This is a genomic window from Fischerella sp. JS2, assembly GCF_032393985.1.
Taxonomy (GTDB): Bacteria; Cyanobacteriota; Cyanobacteriia; order Cyanobacteriales; family Nostocaceae; genus Fischerella.
The window spans coordinates 6627264-6642190 of the sequence record NZ_CP135918.1; the positions used below are offsets into that span (position 1 = coordinate 6627264).

The 14927-nt window shown below is 41.7% G+C and carries 14 protein-coding genes and 1 riboswitch; of the genes, 7 read left to right on the plus strand and 7 right to left on the minus strand.

The window, feature by feature from the left end:
- Positions 1-351: 351 nt before the first annotated feature.
- Positions 352-2892, plus strand: a complete 2541-nt coding sequence (locus tag RS893_RS28430; protein ID WP_315788920.1) for a tetratricopeptide repeat protein — start codon at positions 352-354, stop codon at positions 2890-2892.
- A gap of 283 nt (positions 2893-3175) precedes the next feature.
- Here RS893_RS28430 and RS893_RS28435 read toward each other — a convergent pair whose 3' ends face one another.
- Both RS893_RS28435 and RS893_RS28440 read right to left on the minus strand, forming a co-directional pair.
- Positions 3176-3601: a DUF1636 domain-containing protein gene (locus tag RS893_RS28435; RefSeq protein ID WP_315788921.1), complete on the minus strand. Its 426-nt coding sequence runs from the start codon at positions 3599-3601 to the stop codon at positions 3176-3178.
- A gap of 21 nt (positions 3602-3622) precedes the next feature.
- Positions 3623-3761: riboswitch (cobalamin riboswitch) on the minus strand.
- Positions 3762-3856: 95 nt separating this feature from the next.
- Positions 3857-4663: a type 1 glutamine amidotransferase gene (locus tag RS893_RS28440; protein ID WP_315788922.1), complete on the minus strand. Its 807-nt coding sequence runs from the start codon at positions 4661-4663 to the stop codon at positions 3857-3859.
- A 212-nt stretch (positions 4664-4875) separates the two neighbouring features.
- Here RS893_RS28440 and prfB point away from each other — a divergent pair.
- The 4 genes from prfB to RS893_RS28460 all read left to right on the plus strand — a co-directional run bounded on the left by prfB (position 4876) and on the right by RS893_RS28460 (position 7498).
- Positions 4876-5995, plus strand: a protein-coding gene (gene prfB, locus RS893_RS28445; RefSeq protein ID WP_315788923.1) for a peptide chain release factor 2 whose coding sequence is annotated in 2 segments (ribosomal slippage) — positions 4876-4947 and positions 4949-5995 — 1119 coding nt in all. Because the reading frame shifts where the segments join, the coding sequence is not laid out codon by codon here.
- 177 nt (positions 5996-6172) lie between these two features.
- The gene (locus tag RS893_RS28450) at positions 6173-6328 is read left to right on the plus strand and encodes a DUF3285 domain-containing protein (protein WP_315788924.1); all 156 of its coding nucleotides are present in this window, start codon (positions 6173-6175) and stop codon (positions 6326-6328) included.
- A 40-nt stretch (positions 6329-6368) separates the two neighbouring features.
- A complete protein-coding gene (gene ybeY, locus RS893_RS28455) occupies positions 6369-6896 on the plus strand; it encodes an rRNA maturation RNase YbeY (RefSeq protein WP_315788925.1) in 528 nt (175 codons plus the stop codon).
- A gap of 146 nt (positions 6897-7042) precedes the next feature.
- The gene (locus RS893_RS28460; RefSeq protein ID WP_315788926.1) at positions 7043-7498 is read left to right on the plus strand and encodes a diacylglycerol kinase family protein; all 456 of its coding nucleotides are present in this window, start codon (positions 7043-7045) and stop codon (positions 7496-7498) included.
- A gap of 123 nt (positions 7499-7621) precedes the next feature.
- On the opposite strand, the gene RS893_RS28465 is transcribed toward RS893_RS28460, so the two are convergent.
- Positions 7622-8047, minus strand: a complete 426-nt coding sequence (locus RS893_RS28465; protein WP_315788927.1) for a hypothetical protein — start codon at positions 8045-8047, stop codon at positions 7622-7624.
- A gap of 132 nt (positions 8048-8179) precedes the next feature.
- Positions 8180-9817 carry a CTP synthase gene (locus RS893_RS28470; RefSeq protein WP_315788928.1) on the minus strand — a complete coding sequence of 546 codons (1638 nt, stop codon included), beginning with the start codon at positions 9815-9817 and terminating at the stop codon, positions 8180-8182.
- Between the two features lie 162 nt (positions 9818-9979).
- On the opposite strand from RS893_RS28470, the gene RS893_RS28475 reads away from it, so the two are divergent.
- Positions 9980-11785, plus strand: coding sequence for an N-acetylmuramoyl-L-alanine amidase (locus RS893_RS28475; RefSeq protein ID WP_315788929.1), 1806 nt, complete (start codon positions 9980-9982; stop codon positions 11783-11785).
- Positions 11786-12090: 305 nt separating this feature from the next.
- Here RS893_RS28475 and RS893_RS28480 read toward each other — a convergent pair whose 3' ends face one another.
- Positions 12091-12495 (minus strand): CHAT domain-containing protein, encoded by a 405-nt coding sequence (locus RS893_RS28480; RefSeq protein WP_315788930.1) that lies wholly within the window; start codon positions 12493-12495, stop codon positions 12091-12093.
- Between the two features lie 323 nt (positions 12496-12818).
- Here RS893_RS28480 and RS893_RS28485 point away from each other — a divergent pair, with 323 nt between their 5' ends.
- On the plus strand, positions 12819-13130 hold the full coding sequence (locus RS893_RS28485) for a hypothetical protein (RefSeq protein WP_315788931.1): 312 nt from the start codon (positions 12819-12821) through the stop codon (positions 13128-13130).
- A 293-nt stretch (positions 13131-13423) separates the two neighbouring features.
- Here the strand turns inward: RS893_RS28485 and RS893_RS28490 are convergent, their stop codons facing one another.
- The gene (locus RS893_RS28490) at positions 13424-13699 is read right to left on the minus strand and encodes a hypothetical protein (protein ID WP_315788932.1); all 276 of its coding nucleotides are present in this window, start codon (positions 13697-13699) and stop codon (positions 13424-13426) included.
- Positions 13700-13855: 156 nt separating this feature from the next.
- Positions 13856-14911 carry a WD40 repeat domain-containing protein gene (locus RS893_RS28495; RefSeq protein WP_315792128.1) on the minus strand — a complete coding sequence of 352 codons (1056 nt, stop codon included), beginning with the start codon at positions 14909-14911 and terminating at the stop codon, positions 13856-13858.
- Positions 14912-14927: the final 16 nt, after the last annotated feature.

The following is a 14927-nucleotide window of genomic DNA, read 5'->3' on the forward strand; positions in this document are numbered from 1 at the left end:
TGTAATTTGGTTGACACCGCCAAGTTGCCAAGTTGGGATGATTCCTTTGTTCAGGTTTCAAGAAAGAGAATTTAAATACGCAATCGAATATTTTTGGGCTTAGATTTTCAAGCAATTGGGTGAGTAGCTGAGAGTTATATCAAGATGAAAGAAGGATTAAATATTAATTCACCAACCCAAATTTGATAATTTTTGATTAGGTTAAGATTCAAGGTTAAAAGGGAAATAATTACATTTTTATCCTTACCTTTGATCCACCTACAAAAAACTGTGGTGAACTTATTCATATCCTTTCTTTGCACGTTGCTCACACCCTAAATTAATGCCGTTGTTAGACTTGTGTGGTGTTACATGCAACAGAGGCGGATTAGACAAATACCTCCTTCCATGTTTCCCTTTGAGGTTATCAAACCCAATGGAAATGTATTATCTGTGGCTTTCGGTGAGGATAGCAATGATCCCTTAGCAGATTCCTGTATTCCTTATCAAATGCGACAAGCTGATCGTAATGTGCGGCGAGAATTGGAAAATCAATTAGAAGAATTCCGTTGGCTTTTGATTGTCGGACAAGCAGGAATCGGGAAAACTCGAGAAGCCGCTGAATTAGCACAACTTTATAACCGAGAAGGCTGGACAGTTCTTTGGCTAAAATCTAATGGATGGATAGATGAACCAAACCAAGAGCAACTACAAAAAATTGCTGCTAATCGCAAGTTGTTGTTTGTGCTTGATAATCTCCATCAGAGGATAGACGATCGCCTCCCCAAACTGCCTATCGGACTAGAAGAATCTGAATTAGCCCCTTTGACTGTGCCTTTACAACAGCGACTGTGGCGAGTTCTAGAAATTTATGAACAGTTCTGCGGTCAGGATAAAATACGGGTGATTGCCACTGCCGCAAGTGAATGGGAAAAACTGCAACAGAAGCGTTTTCAGGTTTATCAATTACCAGAACCAGAAAATGCGGCGATTGTTCAGTTATTAAGTAATACTGTTCCTCAAAATAAGATAAAAACTAACGAAGAAGATTATTTAGCGATCGCCCAGAAAAATGACCACACTTTCACAAATGTAGTTGCAAATCTCCGTCGGTTGAGAAATAAAGGCTTATCTTTAAGCTCTAATAATTACATTGAAGCTTGTCAACAGACTTGGGAAAAGTGCTACGCAGATGCCATCAAAAAACATCCAGCTAGCCGATATATTTACAATGCTGTAGATTTGCTCCAACAATTTAATCTTGCAGTTGAGCGATTCATCCTAGAACCAGCTGCTTTATTAATGATTGGGGATCAATCCCAGCAACAGTTACAACATCGTTGGTTAATTCGCAGAGTCCTAAATGATCTGATTGAAAGTGAACACATCCTTAATCCTCGCCAAGGACAAATAGAAGCCAAAGCCAAGCAAGTGGATGCGAATGAATATGTTGATTCCCTATCCCACTTGATTTTGCGGCTAACGGATAGATATCCCCAGCAAATGCTGGGTAAACTCTTTACTTTTGGCTGTCAACTCTTAAACTTCAATCACCCCAAACAAGCCTTAACTTGCTTCGATCATCTCCTCACTTTCAACTGTGAAATCTCTGATATTTGGTTTTACCGTGGTATTGCACTGTACTTATTAGCAAGTTATGAAGAAGCAGTTGCATCCTATGACAAAGCCCTAGCCCTGAAGAGTAACTCTTACCAAGGTTGGTATAATCGGAGTCTAGCATTGCACCTATCGGGATGCTATGAAGAAGCAGTTGATTCCTATGATCAGGCGCTTGCGATCAAGCCCGATTTAGATCAAGCTTGGTATAATCGAGGCATTGCTTTGTATTTTTTGGGACGCGATCAAGAAGCAGTAGTTTCCTACGATAAAGCACTAGCTATCAAACCAGACTATCACCAAGCTTATTACAGTCGATGCCAAGCACTAGAGAACTTGGGGCGTTATGAAGAGGCTGTTGCTTCCTACGATCAAGTACTGACGCTTAAACCCGACCATTACCAAGCTTGGTATCACAAAGGTAATGCATTGTATGCATTAAAACATTACGACGAGGCAGTTACTTCCTACGACCAAGCTTTGGCACTTAAACCCGACTATTATCAAGCTTGGTACAACGGGAGTGTAGTGCTATATCTGTTGGGATTATACGAGGAAGTGGTTAGATCCTGCGACAAAGTAGTAGAACTTAAACCCGACCATTACCAAGCCTGGTATAACATGGGCAATGCGTTGTATTTTTTGGGACACTACGAAGAGGCAGTTGCTGCTTACGACAAAGTGCTGCTGATCAAGCCAGACTATGACCAAGCCTGGTACAACCGCAGTATAGCCTTATATCCCTTGGGCTTTTATCAAGAAGTAGTTGCATCGTGCGATAAAGCAGTGGCGATCGCACCTGACCATTACAAAGCCTGGTACAACAAAGGTAATAGTCTATACTCTTTAGGCAAATACAAAGAAGCACTAACTTGTTATGACCAAGCACTAGCTATCAAGCCTGATTATTACGAAGCTTGGTACAACCGGGGTGTAGTCATGGGAAATTTGGGAGACAACAAAGAAGCAGTAGTTTGCTACGACAAAGTACTAACTATCCAACCTCACAATTACCAAGCTTGGTACAGCCGAGGTAATGCGCTCAATAAATTAGGTTCTTATCAAGAAGCACTAATTAGCCTTAACAAAGCAATTGCGCTAGTTCCTGATTCCTTTGAAGCTCATTACAACAAAGCTTGCTGTTATGCTTTGCAAAAAAATCTTGAATTGGCCCTTGAAAGCTTACAACAAGCCATTAGTCTCAATCCTGAGTGTCAAAAGACAGTAAAAACTAACTCCAGCTTTCAAAAATTTCTCACAGATGAGCGGTTTCAAAAATTGATTGCGGAAGAGTAGGCGATCAGGGAAAGAGGATAAGGGATCGGGAATCGGGAAAAAAGGGTTTGATTAAGGATTTTTCGACATAATTTTGCCCTGTAGAGACGTGCCATAGCACGTCTCTACAGATTTTAAATGCCAAGAGATTTATCTTAACCGAAGCAGTATTGGAACGCATTCCAGTGAAATTGGATGAAAATAAGATATTTACAAACTGAAACCCGGACTTTTGAGTTAAGAATCTGTTTTATGACTTGTGAAACTAATTTACAACTCAGAAACCTGATTTACAACTTAAACTTCAAGATAACGAAGGAATCCTTGCTAAAATGCCTTTCTTGAGGGGTTCGGGACGTTCTGACCAAGGTAACAAACCATCTGGTTTATCATAATATTTGCTAGCACATTCGAGAATCGCAGCCGCACTATCATCTACTGGTAAATCTCCAAACATATAAGTTAGTTTTCTAGAACCAGCAAAGGCGACTACACAAGAATGACTGCAAGCACTCATACATTCTACTTCTTGAATCGGAAAATCATCTTTAAGATGCCAATCTTGAGCTAATTCTTGAAGCTGCTTTAATAACTTTTGCCCACCACTCTCACCGACTCGTTTACCATCTTGCCAGAGGCTAGCACAAGTCTTGCACACAAATAAAGTATGGGAGGGTTGCTGAGTATTATTCTGTGTAGAAATTGCAGAAGTATTTGTGGCTGTGGTCATCTGTACCTCGCAGATATTTTAGAAGCAAAATTAACTTCGGCGGGCATCCTGACTTACTTTGTTAAGTTCACAGTTGCGGGACAGCGCCGGATTTACACCGGACTTTCCCCGTTACCTCTAGTGGCTGCTCCCCACTAGAACCGAACGTTTTTGATTTTAACGTGATTTCGACAAAGTAGTTAGTTTTGCAACTTGTGGGCTGTTTTCAACGCTGAGGGACGCGGAGGCTAACGCAAAGGAACGCACAGTTAGTATTTATACTTTGGCAGGTGTTAGCAAATCTACTTGCAACCGCTTAAACATCGCTTGCCGTCCTTGCATTGCTAAGGTGTCATCTATAGCTGATAGAGTGATAGGCTGCTGGTATTTTAGTCTTAACGCGGTTTGAATTAACCAATCTGCCACGAAGGGATTTTTTGGTAATAGCGGGCCATGAGAATAAGTAGCGATCGCGTTTTGATAAAATACTCCTTCTGTACCATCTTCGCCATTATTGCCTAAGCCATAGACTACGCGCCCTAGTGCTTCTACTTTGCCTAGCTTAGTACGTCCACCATGATTTTCAAATCCGATGAGGTATGGTTTGCTAGCTGTCATTTCTTGGAGATCCCGCGCTAAACGAGTTGCAGTCACTTCCACGACTAAGTTACCGATACAGCGCTGGACATTTTCACCAGGATGTACTGATACGATGTCTAATATGCCTAAGCCCTGAATGCGTTGTCCAAAACCTGGTTCATAGTAGTGTCCCAACAGTTGCGGTGAACCACAGGTAAAAACGCCGGGAGTACCATTTTCAATTTTTTCGCGCATTGCTTCTGCTTTTGCACCCTGCAAGTCACGCATGACTATTTCTTGTTGACGGTCTTGAGCGCCACCACCCACAATTAAATCTACAGATTTGATATCGTCTGCTGTAGCATTTTGGTCTAAGGGCAACACTTTGACATTATATTCCCGCCACTGGCAACGACGTTCTAAGACAATCACATTACCGCGATCACCGTAGGTACTCATGAGCGTAGGATATAGCCAACCGATGGTCAGTTCATATTGTTTCATAATTTTAGGGATTGGGGATTGGGAGGACAAGGGGGAACTCGGGGTCCCCTGGAGGGGATTAGGGGGCGAAGAGGGACAAGGAAGAAAGTTTTCCTTTAGCTTCTCCCGATCCCTGACCCCTAATCCCCGCTCCCTAATTTCTACTTTGCAAATTGTACGAACATATTATAAATGCGCTTAAAATATAAAGCGCGCTCTAATTAGCAAGAACTATGGAAGCACTAGAACTAAAACGCGAAATTGAAACGTTGTGTCATCGCCTGGGTAAAACCCAGGACTATCTTTGACATCCCTGCACTCACAGCTAAAATTCAAGACTTAGAACAAATCGCAGCACAACCGGAATTCTGGGAAGATCAAGTCAAAGCTCAAGGAACGCTGCAAGAACTAAATGATTTAAAAGCACATCTCCAACAATACGAACAGTGGCAAAGTAGTATAGAAGACACGAAAGCAGTATTAGAGCTTTTAGAGTTAGAAACCGATGAAGCACTACTGCAAGAAGCAGAAGCTAATGTCACTAAGCTGAATCGGGAACTCGATCAGTGGGAATTGCAACAGTTACTCTCTGGCCCTTATGACGATAAAGGCGCAGTTCTGACTATTAACGCCGGTGCTGGTGGTACTGATGCTCAAGACTGGGCAGAAATGCTACTGCGGATGTATACCCGTTGGGCAGAAACTCATGGCTACAAGGTAAATTTAACAGATGAGTCCGAGGGTGATGAAGCAGGTATAAAATCAGCGACTATAGAAATTACAGGTCGTTATGCCTATGGATACTTGCGGTCTGAGACAGGTACTCATCGCTTAGTCAGAATTTCACCTTTTAACGCCAATGGTAAACGCCAAACCAGTTTTGCTGGGGTAGAAGTTATGCCCCAATTAGATAACTCGGTGCAATTGGAGATTCCAGAAAAAGACTTAGAAATCACCACATCTAGGTCTGGCGGTAAAGGTGGGCAGAATGTCAACAAGGTAGAAACTGCTGTACGCATTGTTCACATTCCCACAGGTATAGCTGTGCGTTGTACAGAAGAACGCAGTCAATTGCAAAACAAAGAAAAAGCCCTTGCTCGCTTAAAAGCTAAGTTGCTAGTTATTGCTCAAGAACAACACGCCAAAGAAATTGCTGAAATTCGCGGTGATATGGTGGAAGCTTCTTGGGGCAATCAGATCCGTAACTACGTATTTCATCCTTACCAAATGGTAAAGGATTTACGTACCAATGTCGAAACAACTGCGATCGCTGATGTAATGAATGGTGAACTAGATATGTTCATCCAAGCTTATCTGCGGCAAGAAAATCAGTTGGTAGAAGCGGCAGTCTAAGTTAATAGTTAGTAGTTAGTAGGTAATAGGTAACTGGTAATTGTTATTAGTTATCAACCACTAACCATTAACCACTAATGTACAGACGCGATGTTCCTCGCGTCTGTACCCACTAACCACTAACCATTAACTAAACAAACTGTTACATTGAAAGAAGATAATTGTCATCAAATCATTATGAGCAATTCTCCTTCTGATGAACGTCAACCCAGCTATGTCAAACTCGCGATGCGAAACATGGTGCAAAAGCGACTGACTTCCCTTAAGCATTTTGTACTGACTACCGTCGGGCTGTTAGCTGTCCTTGTCGGTCTTGCTTATCTGACTCGCTGATCATAAACTATCACTTTCACTACAGGAGATTTTTCGGCTGGTGCAAGTTGAAGTATATGTACAGAATGGGTTAAGTGAATATTTGCAATCTGAAAGTATAAAGACTGAGGATATAGACATCCCTATTACAGAGCAAACATGGGAAAATTGGTTCAATTGTTGGTTGAAAATATTACAACCAAGTATTTCGTCTGCGGCAAATTATGAAATTGGATTGCGTTTGACCAACGATTCTGAAATGCAAGAATTAAACGCTCAGTATCGTCAACAAAACAAGCCTACAGACGTTTTATCCTTTGCGGCATTAGAGGTAAACTCTCCCATACCAAGTGAAGCACTAGCTTCTATGCCTCTATATCTTGGCGATATTGTTATTTCTATTGATACAGCACAGCAACAAGCTCAAAAGCAAGGGCATACTTTGTTAACAGAACTAGCTTGGTTGGCAAGTCACGGATTGTTACATTTGCTGGGCTGGGATCATCCGGACGAGGAAAGTTTAGAAAGAATGCTAAAACAGCAAGTAAAATTACTGAAGTCAATAGGTATTTCTATTGACATAGAATAGTATCCTTTGCCTGTATATTTAAAGTGCGGCTTCCTAGTTGTTCTTTATATAATGATTCAGTAGAAAATTGGCAGAAATATCGATTTCATTATTAAAATCGACACATATTCCCAGTTCAACCACTCTGCTGCTGTAATTTTTAAACTATGTCCCAACCAGTTTCACCACCACCAACTTCAAACCACTTAGAAACAGTTGTCAGTAAAAAGCGAGAATTCTCCTGGCAAGTTGCTGCTAATCTATTCGTGAGTTTTAAGTATGCTTGGTGTGGGATAAGTTACGCTTTTCAAACTCAACGCAATTTTCGTATTCACGTTGTTATTTGCGTAGTAGCGCTGGGATTAAGCATTTTTCTACGATTAAAAGCAGTGGAAATAGCAGTAATCAGTATAACTAGTGGCTTAGTTTTAGCGTTAGAGTTATTAAATACAGCAATTGAGTCGGTAGTTGATTTAACAGTCAAACAGACCTACCATGAACTAGCAAAAATTGCCAAAGATTGTGCTGCTGGTGCTGTGTTGATTTCGGCTTGTGTGGCAGTTTTGGTAGCGATCGCACTTTTATTCCCTCCTTTGTTAGCCTTAATTTTGTCGGCTTTTTAGAGATTTCTTTCTCCTACAGAAGGAAACACCCTATAACACAATACAGCAATGTAGAGACGTGTCATGACACGTCTGTGCGCCTCGTCAAATCTCACGAGAAAGTTTCATTGGGACTGCCTTCATTTAAGACAAAAAATGCCCAGTTGTCTTTTGAATGTGGTTTACAACTTTCTCGTAAGACTCTGGGTTACTGACGGGATTAATAATAATTGGAATAATGCCGTCTGGCAGCCAAAATGTGATTCTGCCGTTCGGCGGTTCATAACAAAAAGAACTGATACAGTTGAGGTTAATTACATACTCGTTTCTCTCGTAGTAGATTTTCACCCAGTAGCTATTTTCTAATTCCGCTTCGGTGACGTATTGGATGTATTCTAGAATTTTTTGGTAGTCTTGTTGGTTACTTTGAGGATTGATCACTATCGGAATAGCACAATCAGGTAGCCAAAATGTTACTCTACCATTTTGCTCATAACAAAAGGCACTTACGCGTTCAAAATTGACCACATATTCTTTCCTCTCGTAACTAATTTTTACCCAGTACGCCACAAAGTCTCCTTACATGCGGAATATATCAGGAGCATATTGTTGTACAGCACCCTCTTAGCAGAGTATAAATCTTCATCTACCAGAAAGTTTTGCGTAAATTTTCTGGAAAATGGCAGTTGATTGTAAAGAAATTTAGGAAACTGAAACAGGTGCGTGTCTGCCTTCGTAGGATTGAGAATGAGCGATCGCAGCTTCGATAAAGCCTTTAAATAGAGGATGGGGCGCACTTGGACGAGATTGAAACTCCGGATGGAATTGGCAAGCCAGAAAGAAAGGATGCTTGGGTAATTCTATCATTTCTACTAAACGTCCATCGGGAGAAGTGCCACTAATCACATAACCAGATTCTAAAAACAGGTTGCGGTAAGCGTTATTGAATTCGTAACGATGGCGATGTCTTTCGTAAATCACTTCGTCATGATAAAGACTAAATGCTAAGGTATTCGGCAAAACGCGGCAAGGATACAAACCCAAGCGCATTGTTCCGCCCAAATCCACTACGTCTTGCTGTTCTGGCAACAGGTTAATGACTGGATTTTCTGTATGAGGCTCAAATTCAGCACTATGAGCATCCGTAAATGCCGCTATATTTCTTGCCCATTCAATTACAGAACATTGCATCCCTAAGCACAAACCCAGGAAGGGAATTTGATGAATACGAGCATATTTGATGGCCTCAATTTTACCATCAACTCCACGAACACCAAAACCTCCGGGTACAATTACACCATCAACATCAGCTAAGTGATTCTCGGCTCCATCAACTTCTAGTTTTTCTGAGTTTACCCACCGCAGACGCAAATCGCCACTCATAGCGATCGCTGCATGACGCAGTGCTTCTACAACAGAAAGATAAGCATCGCTTAATTGTACATACTTACCAACAATGGCAATTTCAATGCGATGTTTGGGACTATAAAGTCTTTCTACTAGAGTTTGCCACTGAGTTAAATCTGGTTGATGTTGCTCCATATTTAGCAACTCCAGTGTTTGCTGTGCTAGTCCTTCCCGTTCTAAAATTAGCGGTACTTCATAAATACTCTTAGCATCGATCGCGGGAATTACACAGCCTACGGGGACATCGCAAAACTCAGATAATTTATGTTTTAGTCCGGTTTGTAAGGGGCGATCGCATCGACAAATTAAAATATCTGGTTGAATACCAATCGAACGCAGTTCTTTCACAGAGTGCTGTGTGGGTTTAGTTTTCATTTCCCCCGCCGAAGCAATCCAGGGAACTAAGGTGACGTGCATATATAACACGTTTTGCCGTCCTACATCTTTGCGAAACTGACGAATTGCTTCCAAAAACGGCAGTGATTCTATATCTCCTACCGTCCCACCAATCTCTGTAATCACTACATCAGGATTTGTGTCTTTTGCAACTCTTTCAATTCTTTCTTTGATTTCATTAGTGATGTGGGGAATCACCTGCACTGTGCCACCATTGTAATCTCCGCGACGCTCTCGATTAATTACTGCTTGGTAGATAGAGCCAGTAGTTACACTGTTGAGACGCGACATGGAGGTATCAGTAAAGCGTTCGTAATGCCCTAAATCTAAGTCTGTTTCCGCGCCATCCTGGGTAACAAACACTTCTCCATGCTGAAAAGGACTCATCGTTCCTGGATCAACATTAATGTATGGATCGAGCTTAAGAATCGAGACCGAATAATTCCGAGATTTGAGCAAACGTCCCAGGCTTGCTGCTACAATGCCCTTGCCGATACTGGAAACTACACCGCCGGTAACAAACACAAACTTAGTCATAACTCTTAATTTCTAGTAACTTCTCAAGGATGAAGGATAAAGGATAAAGGTTGAAGGTTGAAGGATGAAAATAAGAATTTAAATTTTATACTTCACACTTCATACTTCATACTTCACACTTCATACTTGTGCCTTCTGCCTTTCTTGTTGTTGTGAATCTTAATGTATTTTGGCGTGAAATCAATTTTAGGATTTTTAATATTAGGCTTTATAGTCGCTTCCTCCGTAGTTGTCTTGGCTCAAGAGCCATATCCCTATTTGCGGGTTGTTTATCCTCCCCCAAATTACCAAACTAGTGCTGATCGCATTTTCTTTCTTGGTACAGCCCCCGCTTCCGGACAGGTTTTAATCAATGGTAAAGCAATCAAGCGCAGTCAGTCTGGCCATTTTGCCCCTAGTTTACCTTTACAGGTAGGAGAAAATACTTTTAGTGTCAACTACCAAAAACAAACAATTCAGATTCAGGTAACAAGGCTAGCCACCCAACCGGAAATACCACAGGGTTTAGCCTTTGCCAAAGATTCTTTGACTCCAGCAGTTGACATTGCTAGACTTCCAGGGGAACTAATTTGTTTGAGTGCGATCGCCACTCCCAACGCCAATGTATCTGTAAAATTGGGTAATCAAACAATTTCCCTCTCACCCCAACCCCAACAAGCACAACTACCAAGCAATTTGGCAGCACTGACAGGAAGAAATCAACCTTCTGTTAACCGTAGCGCTAGCAAATACGAGGGTTGCACTACAGCACATGAGACTAATTCCCCCGTTTCAGACAAAACCAACGACGTAGATTTGGGTAAACCTCAGTTTCAACTGACGCTCAATGGCAAAACGATAAATCAGGAAGGAACAGGAAAAATCACTATCCTATCACCTGCAAAATTGCCAGTTGTGGAAGTCACAGCCGATGCTGGTGTTGCTCGTACTGGTCCGAGTACAGATTATTCTCGACTGACGCCGCTACCTAAAAGTACACGTGCAGCAGTCACAGCTAGGGAAGGAGAATGGTTGCGCTTGGACTATGGCGGTTGGATCAATAGTAAAGAAACCATTATTATACCAGGGGCTGTTCCTCCCCGCTCAATCATTCGTAGTGTTGGTTATCGTCCACAATCTAACATGACACAGATGGTTTTTCCTCTGCAAATTCCCGTCCCTGTCAGCGTACAACAGAGTAATAAAACTTTTACTCTCACTCTCTACAACACCTCCGCTCAAACTGATATTATTCGCTTGGACGATAACTCCCTAATTTCTCGCTTAGATTGGCAGCAGGTGAAGCCAGAACAGTTGCAATACACCTTTAACCTCAAAAAAAATCAACAATGGGGATATAAGCTGAAATACGAAGGTACAAGCTTAGTTTTGAGTCTCCGTCACGCCCCCGTTCGTAGCAGCAAACAAAAACCTTTATCTGGCATCAAGATATTACTAGATCCAGGACACGGTGGGAAAGAATCGGGTGCTAGTGGCCCAAATGGCTACTTAGAAAAAGATGTGAATTTAAAAGTATCAAAATTAGTGCGGGATGAATTGCTGAAGCGAGGCGCAACAGTGGTGATGACGCGGGAAGATGACAAAGAAGTTTCACTTCCTGAACGCCAAGCAATCATAGATAGAGAAGAACCAGCAATCTCTATTTCTGTTCATTACAACTCCCTCCCCGACGATGGCGATGCGGAAAATACTAAAGGAGTAGCAGCTTTTTGGTATCATCCCCAAGCGCACGACTTAGCAATATTTATGCAGAATTATTTAGTTAAAACCAGAAAGCGGCCTTCTTACGGTGTGTTTTGGGATAACTTAGCGCTGACACGTCCGGCGAGTGCGCCATCAATATTATTAGAGTTGGGTTTTATGAGTAACCCCAATGAATTTGAATGGGTGACGAATGAGAAAGAACAGAAGAAATTAGCAAAAGCTGTAGCTGATGGAATTGTCGAGTGGTTTAAAAGTGTGAACTAGATCCCCGACTTTTTGAAAAAGTCGGGATCTCGAGAGTGCTCTAAGGCGGTATGGAAGTTTAGCGATCGCTTATTTTCAAGAGTGAATCGACAATGTTCTCGTTGCAACCGACAACATTCAAGCTTAAAACAAGAACTTTTTCATTTCAAGCGACAGCATCCAAGCTTAAAACAAGAACTTTTTCATTTCAAGTGAGAACTTTCTTGTTTGAAGAGAGAACCTCCACGGAATTATGCCCACAATCAGGGGATGAAATATCGAACACCGTGCAAGGCAATAAACATAGATGGATTATGCGTTTGCAGCTAAGTTAATATCCGTTGTTGGACAATTGCATCCGCCTGCACTTCCGAATAACAAGCATTAATCAACACACACTCAAACTGTGTAGCAAAATTTTTGAATAAATCTGCTAGCACTTCCCCAGTGACAAACTGGAGATTTCCCGCCTCATCATCTAAGCATAAACCCTGACTTCCCGCACCATGCCCACAAAAATGAATAATATTTGGTCGAAAATCTAAAATCGCCCGCCGAATATCCCTCGGACGCACCGCCCATTCTTGTTCGAGAATAAAGCGATCGCGATACTTTGACAACTGCAACGCTTCCTTGATCTCACGCACTTCCTCAGCTAAATTCAAACTTTTTGTCTGGTTAGGATTTGCAGCCAAAATCAAGATTTTTTTGACGTTTGCGTTGCTATTCATCGACACAGAGAAAGGGTGGATTCATTTTTAGTATAGACAGAGTGGAGTGGTGGGGGGAGTATGAGGGGTATGAGGGGTGTTTATATTTGTTCAGACAAGAAATATTCCTCTGTGTTCTCTACGCTTGAAAACATGCGATCACACCTGTGCCAGCGTTTTTATCTGTTAACAATTGGTGATTTTTTTCTCATATTTTGCCAGAGTAGCTACTATTTAATTAAGGCATGAAATGTTGTTGAATCTTTGGGTATCCGCCAAATTATTCCTAAGTTTGCAACGACATCTTTAATTCCAGCAACATACGACTGATGAGGTCTAAAAATATGCTGAACAAACCTTTAGCCTTGAGTCTAGTAGCTGCTACAATGCTTATCGCTCCGGCTGCTGCTTTCGCTGGCGACCAAGAGCAATACAATGAGCAAACAACTTATCAAAATGGTGCTGCTATCAATGGTGGTACTAATGTTCAAACCTCGGAAACTCGCAGCTATCAAGAACAAATTCAAATAAACGGCGACGATTATTATAACGACGACTACTACCGTCGTGGCCGTGATGACTATTACCGCCGCGATCGCAATGATGACTACTATTACCGTCGCGATCGTGATGATGACTACTATTACGGTCGTTAAGGCATTTTCTGTTGTTCCAACTTCAAATTGTGCCTTTTAATCATTTCCTAATTGTCAAATATATTTAACCAATCCTCTATAGCCTCAGTGAAAAATCACTGAGGTTTGTGTCTTTTAAGGCAACCACTGCCAGCAATATTGGTATTATTTGCTAACAGATTTGATATGATTCCTTAATTTTTTTGTAATACCTTATAAAAATAAGTTTAACGATAAGTTTAACGGCGATTTTAATTGCCTACGGGCTTATCCCCATAGCCGAAAGCTATGGGCTCATACTTTTCTATTTTTGATCAAAGTAAATCAGAAAGTGATAGTTTGCCTTCCATCTGAAGTTTGGCTTGCACACAACTAGCACAACTGCAACCAAGTTGATCAATAATGGTTTGAGAGTCACTAGATAAGTTGGGTGCAACCCATTGGTGAACAGGTTGTGCAGATACCAAAGTTACCTGTTGTGTGACAGCAGGTATAGACTTGAGATCAGATGCCGCCGCCGGATTGATTACGAACAGCATGGAAGCAAGGACTACAGGACAAGCAAGTAAAATTAGTTTGATTATGTTCATAATTGACAAAAAACCCTATAGGACTATAGCATAGCTAATCCTTGGCGACTCGTCATGAGTAATAATTGTTCCTATTGTGCTGTTAATCGGTGTTTAGATTTTATAATATCGAACACCGATGCACACGGATGCACACAGATGGTTAATGGGTGTGTATTATGGCGTTTTTGCCCAAATAAATAATTCACCCTCTTTACTACCAGCAGCTAGTAGCTTGCCTTGGGAATGCCAAGCGAGGCAAGAAAAGCCATCTGATGATCCTGTGAGAATTTGCGATACTTGCTTGGCATCTTTCCATAGACAAACCCAGCCGTCAGCGCCTGCGGAAGCCAGTAGCAAACTATTAGGTGCAAAGGCGATCGCATTAATTACATCTACATGATTGGTTAATACAGTTGCTTCCCAACCTAAAGACTCATCCTGCGACTTTTCCCAAACAACGATACCATCTACGCTACAGCAAGCTAAAATCGGTACATCATTTTGATTGCCAATATCTGACCAAGCGATTTCACGAATCTTACCCGGAAAGCCGCGCATCACCCAAGGCTGGGGGTCATTACCAGAGACTAGTAACTGGCTTTCAACTACAGTGATAGTGCGATCCATATTGCCGGAAGCTAGATACTTGCCATCAGGCGACCACGCCATAGCAATACTGACAGAAGGTATATCCAAAATATATGGTGCTTGGTTCCAGTCTCGGCAGTTCCATACCTTAATACCCTGATGACCACCAATGGCAAGGTAATTACCATCGCTACGCCAATCAATACCCAATGCTGATGAAGACTCAAAATTGAGAATTACAACAATCTCACGAGTATCAGCATTCCATACTTGCACGCGCCGCCCGAAACTAAAAGCTAGCTGGTGAGAGTTGGGACTCCAAGCTAGTTGATCAACCCAAGCCGGAGTATTTTCTAAAGTAGCAATTAATTCTGTTCCTTGCCAAATCTTGACCAGACCATCTTGACCACCTACAGCTAAAAATTGGCCATCATGGGAAAAAGCCAGGCAATCAACAGATTGATCATTGCCAGTTTGCAAAGTTGTGAAATTGTCATTTTGCCATAGTGTTACTTCCCCAGCAGCAGAAGCAGCAGCAAGCATTGTACCTTGCGGCGACCAAGCGATCGCTCTCACGTAATCTGAAAGTGTTCCACAAAAGTACTGGTCAAATTCTTTGGAATCGAGAGTTGAGGGTTTCATGGTGGTGGGGAATGGG

Excerpts from the sequence above, each read along its gene's own strand:
- RS893_RS28430 (WP_315788920.1), top strand. The coding sequence starts at position 352 with ATGCAACAGAGGCGGATTAGACAAATACCTCCTTCCATGTTTCCCTTT.
- RS893_RS28435 (WP_315788921.1), bottom strand. The coding sequence starts at position 3,601 with ATGACCACAGCCACAAATACTTCTGCAATTTCTACACAGAATAATACT.
- RS893_RS28440 (WP_315788922.1), bottom strand. The coding sequence starts at position 4,663 with ATGAAACAATATGAACTGACCATCGGTTGGCTATATCCTACGCTCATG.
- RS893_RS28450 (WP_315788924.1), top strand. The coding sequence starts at position 6,173 with ATGAGCAATTCTCCTTCTGATGAACGTCAACCCAGCTATGTCAAACTC.
- RS893_RS28460 (WP_315788926.1), top strand. The coding sequence starts at position 7,043 with ATGTCCCAACCAGTTTCACCACCACCAACTTCAAACCACTTAGAAACA.
- RS893_RS28470 (WP_315788928.1), bottom strand. The coding sequence starts at position 9,817 with ATGACTAAGTTTGTGTTTGTTACCGGCGGTGTAGTTTCCAGTATCGGC.
- RS893_RS28475 (WP_315788929.1), top strand. The coding sequence starts at position 9,980 with ATGTATTTTGGCGTGAAATCAATTTTAGGATTTTTAATATTAGGCTTT.
- RS893_RS28480 (WP_315788930.1), bottom strand. The coding sequence starts at position 12,495 with ATGAATAGCAACGCAAACGTCAAAAAAATCTTGATTTTGGCTGCAAAT.
- RS893_RS28485 (WP_315788931.1), top strand. The coding sequence starts at position 12,819 with ATGCTGAACAAACCTTTAGCCTTGAGTCTAGTAGCTGCTACAATGCTT.
- RS893_RS28490 (WP_315788932.1), bottom strand. The coding sequence starts at position 13,699 with ATGAACATAATCAAACTAATTTTACTTGCTTGTCCTGTAGTCCTTGCT.
- RS893_RS28495 (WP_315792128.1), bottom strand. The coding sequence starts at position 14,911 with ATGAAACCCTCAACTCTCGATTCCAAAGAATTTGACCAGTACTTTTGT.